Annotated in this window: 22 protein-coding genes; 2 read left to right on the top strand and 20 right to left on the bottom strand. The window is 62.8% G+C overall.

From position 1 onward, the window contains the following. Positions 1–109: 109 nt before the first annotated feature. From B9N93_RS13975 to B9N93_RS14015, 8 genes are all read right to left on the bottom strand, one after another. The gene (locus B9N93_RS13975) at positions 110–496 is read right to left on the bottom strand and encodes a RidA family protein (protein WP_085214639.1); all 387 of its coding nucleotides are present in this window, start codon (positions 494–496) and stop codon (positions 110–112) included. Continuing rightward, a complete protein-coding gene (locus B9N93_RS13980) occupies positions 471–2678 on the bottom strand; it encodes a RelA/SpoT family protein (protein ID WP_085214641.1) in 2208 nt (735 codons plus the stop codon). Before B9N93_RS13980 ends, B9N93_RS13975 begins: the two co-directional genes overlap by 26 nt. A 36-nt stretch (positions 2679–2714) precedes the next feature. After that, the gene (rpoZ, locus tag B9N93_RS13985) at positions 2715–3002 is read right to left on the bottom strand and encodes a DNA-directed RNA polymerase subunit omega (protein ID WP_085214643.1); all 288 of its coding nucleotides are present in this window, start codon (positions 3000–3002) and stop codon (positions 2715–2717) included. A 125-nt stretch (positions 3003–3127) separates the two neighbouring features. Further along, positions 3128–3589 carry a cyclic nucleotide-binding domain-containing protein gene (locus B9N93_RS13990; protein WP_085214645.1) on the bottom strand — a complete coding sequence of 154 codons (462 nt, stop codon included), beginning with the start codon at positions 3587–3589 and terminating at the stop codon, positions 3128–3130. Positions 3590–3736: 147 nt separating this feature from the next. Then, positions 3737–4912, bottom strand: coding sequence for a phosphoglycerate kinase (locus tag B9N93_RS13995; protein WP_085214647.1), 1176 nt, complete (start codon positions 4910–4912; stop codon positions 3737–3739). A 34-nt stretch (positions 4913–4946) separates the two neighbouring features. Beyond that, positions 4947–5504 (bottom strand): thioredoxin family protein, encoded by a 558-nt coding sequence (locus B9N93_RS14000; protein WP_085214649.1) that lies wholly within the window; start codon positions 5502–5504, stop codon positions 4947–4949. A 378-nt stretch (positions 5505–5882) separates the two neighbouring features. Then, entirely contained in the window at positions 5883–6449 is a 567-nt protein-coding gene (locus tag B9N93_RS14010; RefSeq protein ID WP_085214651.1) for a Uma2 family endonuclease, read from the bottom strand. Positions 6450–6782: 333 nt separating this feature from the next. Then, the gene (locus B9N93_RS14015; RefSeq protein ID WP_085214653.1) at positions 6783–8081 is read right to left on the bottom strand and encodes a hypothetical protein; all 1299 of its coding nucleotides are present in this window, start codon (positions 8079–8081) and stop codon (positions 6783–6785) included. 308 nt (positions 8082–8389) lie between these two features. Between B9N93_RS14015 and B9N93_RS14020 the strand changes: the two genes are divergently transcribed. Next, positions 8390–8869: a hypothetical protein gene (locus B9N93_RS14020; protein ID WP_085214655.1), complete on the top strand. Its 480-nt coding sequence runs from the start codon at positions 8390–8392 to the stop codon at positions 8867–8869. A gap of 70 nt (positions 8870–8939) precedes the next feature. Then, the gene (locus tag B9N93_RS14025) at positions 8940–9251 is read left to right on the top strand and encodes a pyrimidine/purine nucleoside phosphorylase (RefSeq protein WP_085214657.1); all 312 of its coding nucleotides are present in this window, start codon (positions 8940–8942) and stop codon (positions 9249–9251) included. A 52-nt stretch (positions 9252–9303) separates the two neighbouring features. Here the strand turns inward: B9N93_RS14025 and B9N93_RS14030 are convergent, their stop codons facing one another. The 12 genes from B9N93_RS14030 to rplS all read right to left on the bottom strand — a co-directional run bounded on the left by B9N93_RS14030 (position 9304) and on the right by rplS (position 19069). Further along, on the bottom strand, positions 9304–10311 hold the full coding sequence (locus B9N93_RS14030) for a tetratricopeptide repeat protein (protein ID WP_085214659.1): 1008 nt from the start codon (positions 10309–10311) through the stop codon (positions 9304–9306). A gap of 4 nt (positions 10312–10315) precedes the next feature. Beyond that, positions 10316–11314 carry an NAD(P)H-quinone oxidoreductase gene (locus tag B9N93_RS14035; protein ID WP_368655814.1) on the bottom strand — a complete coding sequence of 333 codons (999 nt, stop codon included), beginning with the start codon at positions 11312–11314 and terminating at the stop codon, positions 10316–10318. Positions 11315–11477: 163 nt separating this feature from the next. Then, positions 11478–11978: a protein disulfide oxidoreductase gene (locus tag B9N93_RS14040; RefSeq protein WP_085214663.1), complete on the bottom strand. Its 501-nt coding sequence runs from the start codon at positions 11976–11978 to the stop codon at positions 11478–11480. Next, entirely contained in the window at positions 11975–12685 is a 711-nt protein-coding gene (locus B9N93_RS14045; RefSeq protein ID WP_085214665.1) for a M48 family metallopeptidase, read from the bottom strand. The genes B9N93_RS14040 and B9N93_RS14045 overlap by 4 nt, the downstream gene beginning before the upstream one ends. Beyond that, entirely contained in the window at positions 12682–13179 is a 498-nt protein-coding gene (locus B9N93_RS14050) for a GreA/GreB family elongation factor (RefSeq protein ID WP_085214667.1), read from the bottom strand. Before B9N93_RS14050 ends, B9N93_RS14045 begins: the two co-directional genes overlap by 4 nt. Beyond that, positions 13176–14333 carry a lipid-A-disaccharide synthase gene (gene lpxB, locus B9N93_RS14055; protein WP_085214669.1) on the bottom strand — a complete coding sequence of 386 codons (1158 nt, stop codon included), beginning with the start codon at positions 14331–14333 and terminating at the stop codon, positions 13176–13178. Before lpxB ends, B9N93_RS14050 begins: the two co-directional genes overlap by 4 nt. Next, on the bottom strand, positions 14326–15423 hold the full coding sequence (locus tag B9N93_RS14060; protein WP_085214671.1) for a DegT/DnrJ/EryC1/StrS family aminotransferase: 1098 nt from the start codon (positions 15421–15423) through the stop codon (positions 14326–14328). Before B9N93_RS14060 ends, lpxB begins: the two co-directional genes overlap by 8 nt. Before the next feature lie 42 nt (positions 15424–15465). Further along, positions 15466–16401 (bottom strand): Gfo/Idh/MocA family protein, encoded by a 936-nt coding sequence (locus B9N93_RS14065; RefSeq protein WP_085214673.1) that lies wholly within the window; start codon positions 16399–16401, stop codon positions 15466–15468. A gap of 34 nt (positions 16402–16435) precedes the next feature. Further along, on the bottom strand, positions 16436–17218 hold the full coding sequence (gene lpxA, locus B9N93_RS14070) for an acyl-ACP--UDP-N-acetylglucosamine O-acyltransferase (protein ID WP_085214675.1): 783 nt from the start codon (positions 17216–17218) through the stop codon (positions 16436–16438). 26 nt (positions 17219–17244) lie between these two features. Beyond that, positions 17245–18156, bottom strand: a complete 912-nt coding sequence (gene xerD / locus B9N93_RS14075) for a site-specific tyrosine recombinase XerD (protein WP_085214677.1) — start codon at positions 18154–18156, stop codon at positions 17245–17247. Next, a complete protein-coding gene (locus B9N93_RS14080) occupies positions 18137–18601 on the bottom strand; it encodes a methylated-DNA--[protein]-cysteine S-methyltransferase (RefSeq protein WP_085214679.1) in 465 nt (154 codons plus the stop codon). Before B9N93_RS14080 ends, xerD begins: the two co-directional genes overlap by 20 nt. A gap of 120 nt (positions 18602–18721) precedes the next feature. After that, on the bottom strand, positions 18722–19069 hold the full coding sequence (rplS, locus tag B9N93_RS14085; protein ID WP_085214681.1) for a 50S ribosomal protein L19: 348 nt from the start codon (positions 19067–19069) through the stop codon (positions 18722–18724).

Consider the following 19069-nt stretch of genomic DNA (forward strand, 5'->3'; position numbering starts at 1 on the left):
CGGCCCGGCCACATCCCCGTGATTCCAAGCAGCGCCATCGATATCTACGGCGTCCGGTCCACCGTGTCCTGGCCGCCGCAGGGGCGGTTGCCGAGGCAATCGATAAGCGCTATTGATCCAGCACCATCACCCCATCCATTTCCACCCCCGCCCCCCGTGGCAAAGCCGCCACGCCTAGCGCCGCCCGCGCCGGATACGGCTGGACGAAATAGCCCGCCATGATCTCGTTCACCAGGGCGAAATGGCCGAGGTCGGTCAAAAAGATGTTGAGCTTCACCACGTCCTGCAAACTCCCACCCGCGGCTTCCGCCACCGCCTTGAGATTGTCGAACACCCGGCGGATTTGAGCATCCATACCGCCCTCGACCAGGGTCATGGTGGCGGGATCGAGCGGGATTTGCCCGGACAGGTACACGGTATTGCCGACCTTCACGGCTTGGGAATAGGTGCCGATGGCCTGGGGGGCGAGTTCAGTCTGAATGATTTGTTTTGCCATGGGGGGGTTTCTTGCGTAGTTCGGATTTGACTCGGGAAATCTTCATCACCACCGAGAGCTTCTTGAGTTCGCGCATCACATTGGCGAGATGCACCCGGTCGCGGACCAGAAGGGTGATGATATCGACGGAAATCTGGCTGTCCTGGTTGGTGATCTGCACATTCTCGATATTGGCCCGCATCCGGGAAATGGTGGAGGCCACCTTGGCCAGGGTGCCGACCTGGTTCATCAATTCCACCCGGATCACCGCCGGGAATTCGCCGCTGGCCTGCTTATCCCATTGCACTTCCAGCCAGTTGGTGGGTTTTTTGCGGAGTTCCTCCAGGTTGCGGCATTCGCTGAGGTGGACGACGATGCCCTTGCCCGGATTGAAGAAGCCGACGATGGGATCGCCCGGAATCGGGCGGCAGCATTTGGCGAGGTTCACCACCATGCCTTCGGTGCCCTTGATGATGAGCGGCGAGAGCGCGGTCCGGGCCGGGGTGGCGGTGTCCTGCGCATCGGCATGGACCAACTGCCGCGCCACCAGGAAGGGTAGCCGGTTGCCCAGGCCGATATCCTCGAACAAGGCGTCCCGCGAACCCAGGTCGAGCCGCTTCAGCAGTTCTTCGACCCGGCCCACGGGAATATCGTCGAAGCGCAGGTTCTGGGCGTCCAATTCCTTCTCCAACAGGCGCCTCCCCAGGACGATGGCCTCCTGCTTCTTGAAATTGCGGAGGTAGCTGCGGATCGCCGCCCGCGCCTTGGCCGTGACCACGAAACTCAACCACAAGGGATTCGGCCTGGCCCAGGGCGCGGTAATGATCTCCACCGTGCGGCCATTTTCCAGCACGGTCTGCAAGGGGGCGAGCATCCTATCCACCCGCGCCGAAACGCAGGTATTGCCCACGTCGGTGTGGACCGCGTAGGCGAAATCGACGATGGTGGCGTTGCGCGGCAGCTTGACGATCTTGCCCTTGGGCGTGAAAACGTACACCTCCTGCTGGAACAGGTCCACCTTGAGATTGTCGAGGAATTCCATGGAATCCCCGGCGCTCTTCTGAATTTCCAACAAATCGCGCAGCCACTCATGGGCGCGGGCTTGGCTGTAGGACGATTGCTCGTGTTCGCTTTTGTAGAGCCAGTGCGCGGCGATGCCCGACTCGGCCAGATGGTGCATGGCGCGGGTGCGGATTTGGATTTCCAAGGGTTGGCCGTAGGGACCGACCAGCACCGTGTGCAGGGATTGGTAGCCGTTGGCCTTGGGCACGGCGATGTAATCCTTGAACTTCCCTGGAACCGGCTTATAGAGGTTGTGGACCACACCCAAGGCCCGGTAGCACTCGTCCACGCTGTTGCCGATGATGCGGAAGGCGTAGACATCGCTGACCTCGCCGAACGAGAGGTGCTTGCCCCGCATCTTCTGGTACAGGCTATAGAGGTGCTTCTCGCGGCCCACCACCTCGCATTCACCCAGGCCGCCTTCGTGCAGGCGCTTGTGGATGCTGGACTCGATGGTCGCCACCACCTCCTTGCGGTTGCCGCGGGCCTTCTTGACCGCCTGATCCAACACCCGCGCCCGCAGCGGATACATGGCGGCGAAACCCAGGTCTTCCAGTTCCAGCCGGATTTCGTTCATCCCCAGGCGGTTGGCGATGGGGGCGTAGATATCCAGGGTCTCGCGGGCGATGCGGCGGCGGCGGTTGCCGGACATGATGCCCAAAGTCCGCATGTTGTGCAGCCGGTCGGCCAACTTGACCATGATGACCCGCAAATCCTTCACCATCGCCAGGAACATCTTGCGGACGTTCTGGGCCTGGGCCTCCGCCCGGGATTTGCAATCGAGCTGGGTCAGCTTGCTGACGCCATCGACCAGGGCCGCGACTTCCTCGCCGAAGCCCTCGCGCAATTGCTCGCGGGTGATGGAGGTGTCCTCGATCACATCGTGCAGGATCGCGGCCATGATGCCCTTGGTGTCCATGCGCATTTCGGCCAGGATCAGGGAGACCGACAGCGGATGACAGATATAGGGTTCGCCCGTCAGCCGGAATTGGCCCTCGTGGGCGGAATTACCGACTTCATAGGCACGGTGGACTTCATCGATCTGGGTCGATTCGAGATAGCCGGACAGCAAGGCGCAGAGCCGACGCACCAGCTTTTCCTGTGGGAGTTCAGGGTCTTCCCTGGGGGGCAAGGGACTCATGGCGGCGGGCTTCTGGATACGGGGGGACCGGCGCGATTATTCGAAATCGTCGTCCAGGTCGGGCAGCGCGGGATTGCGCAGCGGCAGGGGCGGACGTTCGATGGTGAAGCGGTCGGTCTTCGGAGCCACGTTGAGGTAGTCGCGGGTGATGAGGTCGGCGGCAATTTCGCGCAAAGCCACCACGGTGCATTTATCGTTTTCCCAGGGGATTTTGGCCTCGTCGGGACGGCGCGACAATTCGCGGGCACGCTTCGACGCCAACAACACCAACTGGAAACGGTTGTCCACATTCCTCAAACAGTCTTCTACGGTCACTCTGGCCATGGGTTTCGATTTCTCCGGTAGTGAAAGGGTCCACCGTGGTTTTACCCGAAACCAGCGCTCCTGTACAGCCATCGGGAAGGCCGGCCATCCTGCGCCCGGCCCTTCCCCACCCCCGACCGGCCAGGCTAAGCCTCGTAATCGTTCAGGTACAGGGCGGTGATGGCATTGCTACGCAGGGTGGTCTCCCGCATCCGGTTGACCACCTGGTCGAAAATATCCCGCAAGATCCAATAGCCCAGGCCGGGGTTCCGGTCCATGAAGCTTTCCAGCGACTTGCCGTCGATCACGGCGACTTGGCAATCGCAGGTGGCGACCACGCTGGCGGTGCGCGGCTGATGCTCGAACAGGGACAGTTCGCCCAGGATTGCGTCGGCGTTCGACCGGGCGATTTCGGTAGTGCGGCCGGGCGGGCCGAGATGGTCCACCGCCGCGTAGATTTCGGTGGCACCTTCCAGGATCAGGTAGATTTCGGTGCCGGCGGAGCCTTCTTCGATGATGGTCGCCCCCGCCGGGTAGTGCTTGATCTCGTGGCGCACGGAATTGATGAATTCGGGTTCGCGCAGGATATCCCGGAACTTGAGTTGCATAATGGTTCCTCCCAAAACGATGTGGACGATCTCGGGCGAGCGGAACTCCCTGTCCCTAGGCCGCAAGGCTCCCGGCGCGGCTGGCTTGGTTGCGTGGCTGCAAGCACGGGCGCGGCGGGGAAATCCCGCCGCGCCTGGGGACGGAGCTTAGGCGCGGGCTTCGAGCATGGCCACGGCGGGCAGCTTCTTGCCTTCCAGGAATTCCAGGAAGGCGCCGCCGCCGGTGGAGGTGTAGGAAACCTGATCGCCGATGCCGTATTTGTCGATGGCCGCCAAGGTGTCGCCGCCACCCGCGATGGAGAAGCCCTGGGAATCGGCCACGGCCTGCGCCACGGTCTGGGTGCCCCCGGCGAACTGGTCGATCTCGAACACGCCGACGGGTCCGTTCCAGACGATGGTCGCGGCGGACTTGATGATTTCGGCATAACGGGCGGCGGTATCCGGCCCGATGTCGAGGATCATGTCGTCTTCCGCCACTTCGGCCACCGGCTTGACGGTCGCCGCCGCGTCCGCCGAGAACTCCTTGGCACAAACCACGTCGGTCGGCACCGGAATCTCGCCGCCACGGGATTTGGCCTGTTCCATCAGGCGCTTGGCTTCGGGGATGAGGTCCACTTCGCACAGCGATTTGCCGACGTTATAACCCGCCGCCGCGATGAAGGTGTTGGCGATGCCGCCGCCGACGATAAGCTGGTCCACCAGATGGGACAAGGACTCCAGGACTTCCAACTTGCCCGACACCTTGGAACCGCCGACGATGGCGAGCAAGGGGCGCTCCGGGCTTTTCAGCGCCTTCCCGAGGGCGTCGAGTTCGGCGGACAGCAGGAGGCCCGCGCAGGCCAGCGGGGCTTGTTGGCCCACGCCATGGGTGGAGGCTTCGGCGCGGTGGGCGGTGCCGAAAGCGTCCATCACGTAGACATCGCACAATGCCGCCATCTTGGCCGAGAGTTCCGCGTTGTCCTTCTTCTCGCCCTTGTTGAAGCGGACGTTCTCGAACAGTACGGCTTCGCCGTCGGCCACCTCGAACCCCCCTTCCAGCCAGTCCTTAATCAAGCGCACCGGCTGGCCCAGGAGTTCCGCTAGGCGGTCGGCGACCGGCTGCATGGAATTCTCCGGGCTGAATTCGCCTTCCGTGGGACGGCCCAGGTGGGACATCAGCATCACCTTGGCCCCCGCGGCCAAACAATGCTGGATGTTCGGCAGGGCGGCGCGGATGCGGATATCGCTGGCGACCTTCCCGTCCTTCACCGGCACGTTGAAATCCTCGCGGATCAGGACGCGCTTACCGGCGAGATCGAGGTCGGTTACTCTCTTGAAAGACATAGTTTTCTCCTGTTTAAGGGATTGTGGGTTCGGTTCAGCGGTCGCGCCATTTGATGGAGCAACCCATGCTGGGGATTTGTTCCTGGGGGCCCTGGCCGGTCAGGGCGACCTGCTTCATGGCCTCGTAGAGGTCGCGCCGGGCGTCGGTCGGGGCGGCATCCTTGCGGCTGGCGTCGAGCCGACCGCGGTATTGTAGTTCCAGGTTCCGGTTATAGCCGAAGAAGTCCGGTGTGCAGACCGCGCCATAGCTTCGGGCGATATCCTGGCTTGCATCGAACAGGTAGGGAAAGGGATAGCCACAGCGTTCGGCCACGCGCTTCATGTTGTCGAACGAATCCTCCGGGTAGTCGGCGGGATCGTTGGACATGATGCCGACGGCGTGGATGCCGTGTTCGCGCAACTCCCGCACGTCGCGCACCAGCCGTTCCTGGATGGCCTTGACATAGGGGCAGTGGTTGCAGATGAACATGACCAGCAGGCCATTGGGGCCGCGGCATTGTTCCAAGGTCCAGGTTTTGCCGTCGATGCCGGGCAGGGAAAAATCGATGGCGGGGGTGCCGAAATCGCAGAGGGGGGTTTCCAGTAGGGCCATGACGCGCTTCCTTGGGTGGGGGGCGGAGTCTTGGCATCATAGCAAAGAAAGGCGGCGGCGGCGTATCGCGGGGACGGCGGCGGTCGGGCCGGTTCCGTGGGTAAACTCGCGGCAATGGGGTGGATCGTCCAGGCCGATGGCAGACGGCGCAAAGCTTATTGCCGTCGGGGTCGCGGAAGCCTGCGCCGCAGTAGTGCCCGCGCTATTCCGGCCTGGGTCCCGGCGTTCCCTCGCAATCACCGGCCAGCCGCATCGACGAGGGGCCGGTGGAAAGCCATGGCCCGGTCGAAATCGGTGATGCCGAGGAAGATGCGGGAGAACATGGGGGGCTTTCAAAGGATGCAGGGTGGTTTCGATTTTCCCGGATTCTGCCGCGCTCTATCCGGGTTGTCCGAAAATATAACCCAAGTCCATTTCTAAACCCTCGAAGGGCGGCACTCGCGCCTTGATGAAATCCTCAGGCGACCCACATTCCATGGCGAATACCACCCGGTATTTACCTTCCACCCATTCATAAGCGATGAGGGTTTTATCCTCGGGCGAAACCACCCAGTAATAAGCCACGCCATGCCGCTGTAGCAGCAGGAAATTATGGAATACATCCTTGCGCTCATGCCCTGGGGAAATGATTTCGCACACCCAATCCGGGATGATATCCATGATACCTATTGGCCGGTTGGGAACCCGCTCCTTGCGCCAACCGGCCAAATCGTGGCTGGGGCATTGATGTTCGCCATATCGGACGCTGATTTCGGTCATGATCCACCAACCGCCGGGGCCATCCTTGCGCCTGAATGGGGAAACTTCGTCGGAGATACCGGCCTGGACCAAAGCGTGTTCGGAACGCGCCATGGGTCGCTGGACGATTTCGCCATTGATGAGTTCAACCCGCTCTTCGGGGTATCCGGGCAAATCATCTACGGTGTTTAATCGCTTGGCTTCCATGGTTACTCCCGGATACGGTTGGGCGTGGACGGGCACAATGGCTTTTTGTAGGGCCGTAGGTGCGATTAGCACAGCCGTAATCGCACGGATTTTATGCTTCCGATTACGCTGCGCTAATCGCAACCACGCAGGTATGCCATTGAACGGATTCGCTTAACCACCCAAACCAGGACTTAAACGAATGCGCCGCCCGCCCACCACGCAAAATGTGACTCGGTCTATCGAACCACAGCCCCATAAAATGGACAACAAGAACCCCAAAAGGCAAAAAGGGCCGACGCTCATCACGCCGACCCTTTTGAATCCGAAGCGCGATCCGCCGCGCTGCGACCCTCAATAACCTTCCTTCTCGATCAAATAGCGCTGCACCGCCGATTCATAGACCTCGGTGGAAATCTTGACGCCATAGATCACCGTACCGCAATGCTCCTCGACGATGATGCTCAACAGGCGGAAGGCGTTGCGCGGGGTCAACTGCCGCACGATGAACTGCGCCTTGCTCTCGCCATCCTCCTCGAAAATATCGGCCAGTTGCAGCGGCGGACTGCCCGGCTTGCGGCCCACGTTCATGCGCTTCTCGATCAGCCGGATCATGTTCTCCGCCGACCAGTTGATCGAGGAAATGGTCTTGATGCGGTCGCTACGGTAATACTTCTTGAGGTCGTGCAACTCGTAGGGCAGGAACATGATGATGCCGAGGTGGTCGATCTGGAACAATTGGTCGTCCAGCACCGGCGTCACCAGTTCGCGCATCTTCTCCGGGTCGCCCTTGATACTGGTCGGCTCGTCCACCCGGTCCACCAACAAATACACCCCCGACAGCCCGAAATAGCGCACTAATTCCATGAAGCTCTTGAGCAGGGTGAAGCGGTTCTCGGTGGTGCGGGGAATGCCGTGGAACTCAAACAGGCCCGGCCCGATTTCCTGGATGATCTTGAACGTCCCTTCCAGCGAGACCGGCACGCCCCGGATATAACGGTAGATTTCCCCGGCCAGGAACTTGGCCTGGCTCTTGGCAAAGAAGTTGCTTTTCTTCTTATAGCCCGCGATCTCCATCTGGCGGCGCAGGGCCGATACCTTGCTCGACAGGTCGTTGGGCGCGAAATAGAGCGCGGTCAGCAGCAGGAATTTCTCGGCGATTTCCCGGTTGTCCTTGAGCATGTCCTCCTTGTGGGCTTCGAGGATATGGCCGTAAAGCTCCTCAATGCCGAGCTTGAGGATGTAATCGAGATGGTCGTCCAAGGTCATCTTGGCTTCGCGGGCCAAGGGTTCTTCCTTCTTGCGTTTGAAGACGCGGGCCAGGGCGGATTTGTTGGCGGAATATTCGATGGGCAAGCGCCGGGGGCGGCTCACCTCGCTCAGGAGTTCGTTGAATTCCACATAGCTGATGACCAGCACCTTGTCCTCGTACTGGCGCAGGTAGCGCTCGGTATCGATCCGCATGGAGGATTTGCCCGCGCCGCGGATGGCGAAGATCACATAGGGGCTGGGCTTCTCCAGGTGCAACAACACGGAACGCAGCGAGGTGTTCTCCACCATCGCGGTTTGCAGATACGGGTCGCGGTCCGCGTCGAAGATCACGAATGGGTTGTGTTCAAATTGCCAGACCTGCAGCCATTCTTTGATTTCCATGAAGCTCTCGGTATATTTTTTTCGTCGGGTTCTTGGGGATGGGTTCGCTGGGAGTCCTTATTGTTCGAGCGTCCGCCCCCGGAGCCTGCGCCCAAGGACCGTCATACCGGAGAACCCCGGCCGCGCCGCTGGCGAACTATATCACAGTTCTATTTTACCCCGTCCGTGCGGGATTCCGGCGAGTTTTATCGCAAATCCCACACTACCGGGCGACTTCCAAGCCCGCCAAATTTGACCTATCGCGCTTGAACCGCCCCCCGAAGGCAGCTACCCTTCCGCGTCCGGTCAACCCAGCCCAGCGATTAGCCATGAGCGATTCCGATTCCGAGGCTCCCGCCCGCCCCGCCGCCACCGAACCCGAACTTCCGGTGCAACCCAGTTGGACCCCCTTGTACTGGTTCCTGGGTTTCGTGGCCTTGGCCTTCATCCTGGAAGAAGCCCTGTTCGAATTCATCCTGGAAATCCTGGAATTCATCGGCGATAGCATTTTCTTCGTGGTCGAGGGCAGCGAAGAGCATCTCGAAGACCAGATCGAGGAGTGGTTCGACCTCGATCCCTACCATGCCGAGATCGTCACCGCCTGGACCCTGACCCCGGTCAAAATACTGGCGGGGCTGCTACTGCTACGCTGGCTGTGGCGGAAAGCCCGCCGCCAATGGTTCCCCAAGATCGCGGCCTTTTTCCGGCGGCAATACCGCGCCGTGCGGCTGGCCTGGAACCTATTGGCCTGGCCCTACAAGCTGCTGGCGGGCGTGGTCGTGGTCGGCGTACTGGCGGTGCTGATCTAACGCGCCCCGGCGGAATCCGGCCCGCCCATCGTATAATCCCGCCTTTTCCATACCCAAGCCGAGGAACCCCATGTCCCAATTCGATGAGGTCAGCGTCGTCAAGAAAGCCAATGTCTACTTCGACGGCAAATGCGTCAGCCATACCGTGCTGTTCCCCAACGGCACCCGCAAGACCATCGGCGTCATCTTCCCGTCCAGCCTGAGCTTCCAGACCGCCGCGCCGGAAATCATGGAAATCATCGGCGGCGTGTGCCGTGTGCGCCAGGCCGGGGAAAGCGAGTGGACCACCTATCAGGCCGGCGATTCCTTCAAGGTGCCGGGCGACAGCCGCTTCGATATCGAAACCGTCGAGATGCTGGATTACGTCTGCCATTTCGGCTGATCCGGGCGCTGCCCCAAACGCCCCGTCCGTGCCCGGCACGGACGGGGCGTTGTCATTTGGGGGCCGGTTTGGACTTGGGCTTGGGTTTGGATACCGCCGTTTTTTGCGGGCTGGCCTTGACCGCCTGGGCGGATTTGGCCTTGGCGGATTTGGCCGGTTTCTGGGTATCGGTCGGTTTTATCGCCTTGGGCGGGCCCGACTTGGAAGGCTTGGCCGGTTGGGCGTGGGCGGCATGGGCGGGTTTGGCGCTCCGATCCTGGCCCTTTTGCGCCGGTTTGGACTTGGCCGGCTTGCCGTCCTTGGCCGGTTTGGCGTTTTTGCCCGCCGCTTTCGGCGTTTTGGACTTAGGCCGCGGTTCCGGGTCGGCCTTGTTCCGCTTGGGAGGAAGGAACCGGGCGGCGGGTTCGCCCACCGGCTCGAAATGCCGGGCGGCGGGCGGCGGTTCGGCGAATTCGGGCGGTTCCTCCTCCTTCACCTCGGGCAAGGGATGGTCCTTCTCCCAAGCCGCCAGCAAATCCAGGCCCTGGTTGATTTCGTCGGTGGTCATGCGGTCGGCCAGCTCGGTCTTGCGGTCCGCCGCCGTGGGATGGCCGCGGTCGGCGGCCAGGGCGTACCAGAAATAAGCCTGGACGCCATCCTTGCGGATGCCGTCGCCCGCCTCGTACAAGGAACCCAGGATCGCCGCCGACCCCGGATCGCCGCGCTCCGCCGCCTCGCGGAACCAACCCACCGCCGCGCCATGGTTCTCGTCCATTCCCAGGCCGTAATACTGCATCATCCCGAGCTTGCCCTGGGCCAGGGCGCTGCCCTGCCCCGCCGCCCGGAGATACCAGCGGTAGGCGGCTCCGTAATCCTGCTCGACCCCATAGCCCTTGAGATACAGGTTGCCGAGATTGATCTGGGCATCCCGGTCGCCCGCCTCCGCCAAGGGCTGGAACTGCGCGGCGGCGGTGCGCCAATCCTGCTTCGCCACGGCGGCGAGCCCCCGTGCCACATCGGCCTCGACCCGTCCCGCCAACAAACACAACGCGGCCAGGGCCGCGGATACCCGGAATCTCATCGGTTCAACTGTTCTCCAATACCAACTTGCCGATATGGCGGCCGCTTTCCAATAAATGATGGGTTTCCGAGGCGTCGGCCAAGGGGAAGGCACCGTGGATCACAGGCTTGATCTTCCCGGCTTTCAACAAGGGCCAGACCTGGGATTTCAGCGCGGAAGCCAGCGCGGCCTTCTCGGCGAGGCTGCGCGGACGCAGGGTGGAACCGGCCAGGGTCAGGCGCTTGAGCAGGATCGGCAACAGGTTGATTTCGGTCTTGGGACCGCCCTGCACCGCGATCAAGGCCAAGCGCCCGCCGGGGGCCAAGCATTCGAGGTTGCGCTGTAGATAGGGACCGCCCACCATGTCGAGGATCAAGTCCACGCCTTGGCCCCCGGTATATTCGCGGATGGCCTCGACGAAATCCTGCTGGCCGTAGTCGATGGCCCGCGCCCCGAGTTGCTCGCAGAAAATACATTTCTGCACGCTGCCGGCGGTGACGAACACCTCCGCGCCGAATTCCCGCGCCAACTGGATGGCGGTGCTGCCGATGCCGCCACTGCCGCCGTGGATCAAGACCCGCTCCCCGGCCTTCAAACCGCCTTGCTCGAACAAATTGGCCCAGACCGTGAACAGGGCTTCCGGCAAGGCCGCCGCCTCGGCCCAGCTGAAGCCCTTGGGGATGGGCAGGCACAAGGGCGCGGCAGCGACACAATATTCGGCATAGCCGCCGCCCGTGACCAGGGCGCACACGTTCTCGCCGACGGTGGGATGCTTCACGCCCCCGCCCACGGCCACGACCTGTCCGGCGACCTCCAATCCCGGAATATCGGACGCACCGGGCGGTGGCGGATACAAACCCCGGCGCTGCATGGCGTCCGGGCGGTTGATGCCCGCCGCCGCCACTTTGATTAACACTTCCCCAGGACCGGGTTCGGGCACGGCGCGGCGGCAAGGCTGCAACACCTCGGGACCGCCCGGTTGGGTGATTTCGATGGCAAACATGGTAGAGGGAATCGCACTCACGGCAGTTTCTCCTGCAATTATTAAGGCCGATGAGCTAGTTATAGCCCATGTTCGGACCTATGACCCACGCCGCCATCGGACCGGGGTGAACCAGGACAGGCTTTGGATTCCAGCTTACCGCTTCCAATTGACAATCACCGTGTAGCCCGGATGCGGCGGCGGCCTACAGCCCGGCCAGCCAATATCTCAGGCGCACGCCCAGGGCGGTGGTATAGCCCGCGCTGGCGTAGCGGATATTGCCGTCGGTACCCAGCACGAACACCGCGGGCACACCGCGCAAGCCAAAGGCTTTGCCGATGTCCCCGGAGGCATCGATCACCGTGGGAATATCGAAGCCCGCCTGCTTCATATACTGAGCGACTTCGGCGGCATCGCCGGACTGCATGGCGATACCGAGCAAAGGCATATCCCGCGCCAATTCCTGGATGCCGCCTTGCATGCCGCGGCAAACCGGGCACCAACTGGCCCAGAAATACAGCACGGCGGGTTTGGGCAGGGTAGCCAGGCCGGGGAAGGTCTGACCGTCCAGGGTGGTGCCCTGGATCGCGGGCGGCGTGCCCGAGGCCAGGTCGCGGTTGGCGAACAATTGCATCCCGAAGAACAGCGGGATCAAGACCAGCCAAGCCAGGAGGTTCTTTCTGAATTTTTTGTGGAGTGTGTTCATGCGAAACGCCGCAATAATTCGCCGCCATGGCGCTTGAGCCAGTGCCGCTCCTGGGACCAGCCGGGCAGATGCCGGGCTACCAAATCCCAAAAGGCAGCGGAATGGTCGCGGCGGCGGAGATGGCAAAGCTCATGCACCACCACGTATTCCAACACCGTGGGCGGGGCGAAAGCCAAGAGCCAATTGAGGTTGATAGCACCCCGCGTCCCGCAACTGCCCCAGCGGCTTTTCATGCGTTTGATGTGGATGGCGCGGGGTTCGAGGCCGTAGCGGACGGCATGGCGGGCCGCGATGCGGGCGGCCTCGTCCGCCATCCAGGGTTTGATCCAACCGAACAAGGCGGCTTTCACCCGCGGTTCGGTGGGCGCGGCGGTGGCGGGCAGGGCGATGCGGAACCCCATGTCGAATTCGACATAGGTCCGGCGGTCGGGGGATACGACGATGTCCAGCGCCACTTCGCGGCCCTGGAAAGGGAGGGTCGCGCCCGCGAGGAAACCGACCGGCGCGGTGGCCGTGGCGGCGCGGGCGCGGAATTCCGCCAGCTTGCGCTCGGCCCAGGCGCGGTGCTGTTCCAGGAAAGCCAGCGCCTGTTCCCGGTCCACGCCGGGCGGGATCACCAGTTCGGCCCCGGCGGGCTTCACCACCAAGCGCAGGCGTTTGGCCCTGGCGCTATAGCGTAGCCGACAACCGGGCGCGGCGGCGCTCACGGCGGGTCTTCGCCGATGGCGAGGATTTCCAGGGTTTTATCGCCCGCCGGACGCCGCCAAGTGACGGTATCGCCGGGGCGGGCGTTCAACAAGGCCTGGGCCAGCGGCGACACCCAACTGATCCGGCCTCGGGCGGCGTCGGCCTCGTCCTCACCGACGATGACGAAGCGCTGGCCATGGCCATCCTCGTCCTCGACCTCCACCGCCGCACCGAAATGGACCTTGTCGCCGGGCTGGGCCGTGGGCCGCACCAGCACGGCGCGGGCCACCCGCTCGGTGTAGTAGTGCCAATCGCGTTCGACCCGCTTGAGTTGCTGACGGCTATCCAGATCGTCGCGGAGTTCCAAAGCGCTGCGCGAGGCGCTCAGTTCCCGTACCCGTTCCTGCAATTGCGCGAGGCCACGCGGGGTCACGTAGTTGATGTGGGAACTTTGGGGCCGTTCCGGCAAAGCCTCTTCCAGCCCGTCCATTTCCTTCACGAAAGCCCGGCTCATGGCACCGCTCCAGGCACCAGCATCTCCGCCGCCAAACGCGCCAACTCCTGGGAGCCGTTGCGGTCGCCCAGCCGCTCCCGCACTTCGGCCAATGCTTGCCGGATGCCCGCCGCGTAATCGGGTTCCCGCAGGATTTTGCCGATCTCGGCGGCTATGTTGCCGGGATTGGCCTCGTGCTGGATGAATTCGCGCACGATACCCCGGCCCGCCAGGATATTGGGCAGGCCGATATACGGGATGCTGACCAATAAACGGCCCAGCCAATAGCTCAAAGGCGAGAGGCGGTAGACGATAACCATGGGCACGCCGATCAAGGCGACTTCCAGGGTCGCCGTGCCCGACACGGTGATAACGGCGTCGCAGCATTGCAGGGCGTCGTAATCCTGGCCCTGGATAGTCTGGACCGCGAGGCCGGACGCCTCCAGCCGTCCCTGGATATCCGCGTCCGCCACCGAAGGCGCCTGGAACAACAGGAACCGCGCCCCCGCGAAATCCTGGGCCAGCCGCCGCGCCGATTCCAGGATGACCGGGAACAAGCGTTTGATTTCATTGGCGCGGCTGCCGGGCAACAGTCCGATCACCGGGGCCGCGCCGTCGAGGCCGTATTTTTCCCGCGCCGCCGGAAGGTCCAGCGTGGGTTTCACTTTCCCGGCCAGGGGATGGCCGACATAAGTGACCGGGATTTGGTGGGCTGCGTAGAACGGCACCTCGAACGGGAAAATCACCGCCATGTGATCGACGATGCGGCCATAGGTCTTGACCCGGCCAGGCCGCCAGGCCCAGACCTGCGGGCTGACATAGAACAACACCCGCACCCCGCACGCCTTCGCCGCCTTGGCCAGCCGGAAGTTGAATTCCTTGTAATCGACGCAGATCAGCAAATCGGGTTTTTCCGCGCGGGCGATGGCTTGCATGAGCGTGAGCGCCCGGCGGATTTCGCCGTAATGCTTGGCGATTTCGACCAGGCCGATGACGCCGATGCCGGAGGAATCGCAGCGGATTTCGACCCCGGCCTCGCGCATCGCCGCCCCGCCCATGCCGATGCCGCGCACGCCGGGCACCAGGGCTTTGAGCGCCGTGAACAAATCGGCGGCATGGCGGTCGCCGGAAGCTTCCCCGGCGGACAGCAGCACCAAGGGGGCGTGTTCAGCCATCGAGCGCCGCCCGGATCACCGCCACGATGCGGCGGATATCCGCTTCCCCAAGCTCGGGATAAATCGGCAAGGACAGGCACCGCGCCGCCACGGCTTCCGTGACCGGGAGGCTCAATTCGGCACAATCGGCTTTGAACACATTCTGCTGGTGCAAAGGCACCGGGTAATAGATAGCGCAGGCGATTTGCTCTTGTTGCAGCGCTTGCATGAGGGCATCGCGGCGGTCGCTGAGCAGGGTGTATTGGTGGTAGACGTGGACGCCGATGCCGTCCTCGTGCGGGGTCTCGACCGGCAAATCCGCCATCAGTTCGGAATAGAGATGGGCGGCACGGCGGCGACCTAAGTTGAATTCCTCGATATGGCGCAGTTTCACCCGCAAAATCGCCGCCTGGATTTCGTCCAAGCGGCTGTTGTAGCCGATGGCGTCGTGGTAATAGCGCACCTCGGAACCGTGGTTGCGCAGCATTTTGACCTTCGCCGCAACCTCGTCGGATGCGGTCGTGACCAAGCCGCCATCGCCGTAAGCCCCCAGGTTCTTGCTGGGGAAGAAGCTGAACCCGGCCCCGATTCCGAATGCGCCCGTCTGCTTGCCACCTATGGTCGCGCCGAAGGATTGGGCGCAATCCTCGATCAGCAACAGGCCATGGCGCTCGCACAGCGCGGCGATACCCGCCATATCCGCCGGTTGGCCGAACAAATGCACCGGCATGACCGCCTTGGTTTTGGCCGTGATGGCGGCTTCGATGGCGGCGGGACCTATGTTGAAAGTCCGGGGATCAATGTCCACAAACACCGGCTTGGCCCCCACGTAGCGGATGGCTTCCGCCGTGGCGATGAAGGTGAAAGCCGAAGTGATGACCTCGTCGCCCTCGCCCACACCCGCCGCCCGCAAGACCAGATGCAGGGCATCGGTGCCGGAAGCGCAACCGATGGTGTGCTTCACGCCCAGATAGGCGGCGGTTTCCGCCTCGAACGCCTTGACGTTCGGCCCCAGGATGAAAGCGCAGCTTTCCAGCACTTCCTGGACGCCGCGGTCGATGTCGTCCTTGAGATTGGCGTATTGGGTTTTGAGATCGACCATCGGGATCATGGCTTGAGAACTCCTAAGATTGATGATTGGGTAACGCCGCGCTCAAGATTTCAACAGCCGGGTAATCTCGGTCGCGGTCGCCAACGCCCTGCGCCCGGCCTGCCCCGAACACAAAGGCTCCCGCCCCTGCCGCACACAGGCCACGAAATGCTTGATCTCGGCCATCAGCGCATCGCCGTTCTCGAACACCGATTCCTCGCTGACGATCTCCGGGACGCCGGGGAACATCTCCCGTTCGCCCTTGCGGTGCTTGGCCAGCACCCGGTTTTGAAAATCCACCGAGACATAGCAGTTCGGCATGAACATCCGCATCTTGCGCTCGACCTTGAGGCTGGCGCGGCTGGCGGTGACATTGGCGACGCAGCCGCTCTTGAAGGTGAGGCGGGCGTTAGCGATGTCGGTGTCAGAGGTCAAGACGGTAACGCCCTTGGCGTCGATGCGTTCGACTTCGGAATCCACGATGTCAAGGATGATATCGATGTCGTGGATCATCAGGTCCAGCACCACGCTGACATCGTTGGCCCTGGGATTGAACGGGGCGAGGCGGTGCGACTCGATGAACAAGGGTTTGTCCTGGGTCAAATCCAGCCCCAGCAGCGCGGCGTTGAAGCGCTCCAGATGGCCGACCATCAGCCGCACATCCTTTTCCCGCGCCAAACGGATCAATGCGTCGGCCTCGTCCAGCGTCACGGTGATGGGTTTTTCCACCAGGACGTGGGTGCCCGCCGCCAGGAAATCCCGCGCCACCTCGAAGTGCAGGCGGGTCGGCACCACGATGCTGACGGCATCGACTTGGCCCAAAAGTTCGCGGTAATCGGCGACGGCGCGGGTCTGGTTGGCTTCGGCCACAGCCTGGGCCTGGACCGGATTGCTATCGACCACGGCGACCAATTCGCACTCGGGGAGCGCAGCGTATTTTTGCGCGTGGAATTTGCCCAGATATCCGACACCGATCACGGCGCAGCGCAGAGATTGCATAGGGTTGGCTCCGATGAGGGAAGAAGGACGGGAATCAGTCGTCGCCGCGACCGAGTTCGACGAAACCCAAGTTGCCGTGGCGCTTGGATTCCGCCGCCAGCCATTGGCGCAGATAGGCCAGTTCGGGGGTATCGGGCAGGTCGTCCAAGCTTTGTTTATTACGCAAGCGGCGGAAGGCGGCGGACACGGCCTTGAGCCGGTCGCCATCGATCCCGGCCCGGCGCACACCGACCAGATTGACCCGGTAATGCTTGCCCGGACGCCCGCCAACCATGGTGTAGGGAATCACGTCCTTGTTGATACCGGCCAAGCCTTGCAGGATGGCGAGGCTACCGACCCGGCAAAACTGATGCACCACCGCCCCGCCGCCGCAAAACACCCGGTCGCCCATCTGCACATGGCCACCGAGCGCCACATTGCTGGCGAAGATGTTGCGGTCGCCCAGCACGCAATCATGGCCGACATGGCTACCGTTCATCAGGTAATTATGGGAACCCAGGCGGGTCGAACCGCCCGGCTGCGTGGCCCGGCTCAGCGTCACCGCTTCGCGGAACACATTGTGGTCGCCGATATCCAGATAGGTCTCGGTCGCTTCGTCGAAGCCCAAATCCTGCGGCAAACCGCCCAGCACCGCATGGGGATGGACATGGTTGTGCCGCCCCATCCGCACATAGGGACGGATCACCGCATGGGCCTCGATACGGCAACCCTCGCCGATCACCCCCGGCCCCTCGATCACGGCGAACGGCCCGACGGTGACTCCAGCCCCGAGTTCGACTTCGGGCGCGACATGGGCGGTGGGATGGATGTTCGACATGGTGGCTCCGATAAGGGGAAAAGGGTTCAGCCGCGGGGATGGCAACGGGCGTGCAATTCCTTGAGCCGCTCCTGGGCGACGTGAGTATAAATCTGGGTGCTGGATAAGTCGCTATGGCCTAGCAGCATCTGCACCACGCGCAAATCGGCCCCGTGGTTGAGCAGATGGGTGGCGAAGGCGTGGCGCAGGGTATGGGGCGACAGGGGTTTGTGGATACCCGCTTGCAGGGCGTAGCGCTTGATGAGATACCAAAAGGCCTGCCGGGTCATGCCTGCGCCCCGGTCGGTCACGAACAAATCATCGCTGCGGCGGCCCTTGAGCAGGACCACGCGGGCGGTCTCGAAATAACGGCGCACCCATTCCTCCGCCTCCTCGCCCAAGGGCACCAAACGCTCCTTGCCGCCCTTGCCCATGACCCGGACCACGCCCCGGCGCAGGTTCACTTCTTCCAGTGTGAGGCCGACCAGTTCGCTGACCCGGAGTCCGGTGGCATAGAGGACTTCCAGCATGGCGCGGTCACGGCAGCCCAGCACCTCGTCGGTGGGCGGGGCGTCGAGTAGGGCTTCGACATCGCGCTCGGTCAGGGTCTTGGGCAAGGGACGACCCAGACGGGGCGGATCGATGTTCAGGGTGGGGTCGATTTCGATCCGGCCTGCCCGCAGCAGGAACAGATAGAGCTTGCGCAGACTGGACAGCAGCCGCGCCATGCTACGTCCGCTCATCTTTTGCCCATGCTTGAATGCCAGATAGTCTTCTATCACGGCGGCATCGACCGCCAACAACCCCCCACGCTGCGCCTTGCCGAGCCAGGCAGAAAAATGCGCAAGGTCGCTGACATAGGCTTTCTGGGTATTCTCGCTCAAGCCCTCTTCCAGCCAGAGGGCGTCGGCGAAGCGCTGGATCAACTCCCGATCCGTCTCAGGCGGCGTAGCCTTCATGCCTCAGCAGCCAGCGCTTGAGATCGAGGAGCGGCCCGGACCTCCGGCCAGCATAACCGCCCAAGCCCTGGGCCGACACCACCCGGTGGCAGGGAATGACGATGGGAAAAGCATTGGCGCGGCAGGCACCGGCCACGGCGCGGGGACCGCTGCCGAGACGTTCGGCCAGACGGCCATAGGTTTCGGCGCTTCCCGCCGGGATGGCGACCAGGGCGTCCCAGACCCGGCGGCGGTAATCGGTGCCGGACAGGCGCAAGGGCAAGGAGAAGACAAAACCGGGATCGTCGAAATAGCGGGCGAACTGGGATGCCGCCAATGCCAGCACCGGATGGGCCGGAATTTCCACGGCGGGGGCATCCAGGGAGAAATCGATGCCGACCAATTCATGCGCCGTGGCGGACAGGGCCAGGGCACCGAACGGCGTCGCGATGATCGCGGTAGGCATGGCTGGGACACCGATCATGTAGGGGACTAGGAAAATTTCCACCCCCGGAAACGACCAACGGGCAGTTTGCGCTGCCCGTCGTACCCTTCCACAGGCTTTGCGGCAACCGCCGCAAGCCGGTTAGATTTTTTCCTTGATGCGGGCGGCCTTGCCGGTACGGTCGCGCAGATAGTACAGTTTGGCGCGGCGCACATCACCCCGGCGCTTGACCGAGATTTCCTGCACCTGCGGGCTGTAGGTCTGGAACACGCGCTCCACGCCCTCGCCATGGGACATCTTGCGCACGGTGAAGGCGGAGTTGTAACCCCGGTTGCGCTTGGCGATCACCACGCCTTCATAGGCCTGTAAACGCTCACGGTTGCCTTCCTTCACCTTGACCTGCACCACCACGGTGTCGCCGGGCGCGAATGCCGGTATGGTCTTTGCGCTCATCCATTCGGCTTCGAGTTCTTGAATAATATTCGCCAT

This window comes from Methylomagnum ishizawai (assembly GCF_900155475.1).
GTDB lineage: Bacteria > Pseudomonadota > Gammaproteobacteria > Methylococcales > Methylococcaceae > Methylomagnum > Methylomagnum ishizawai_A.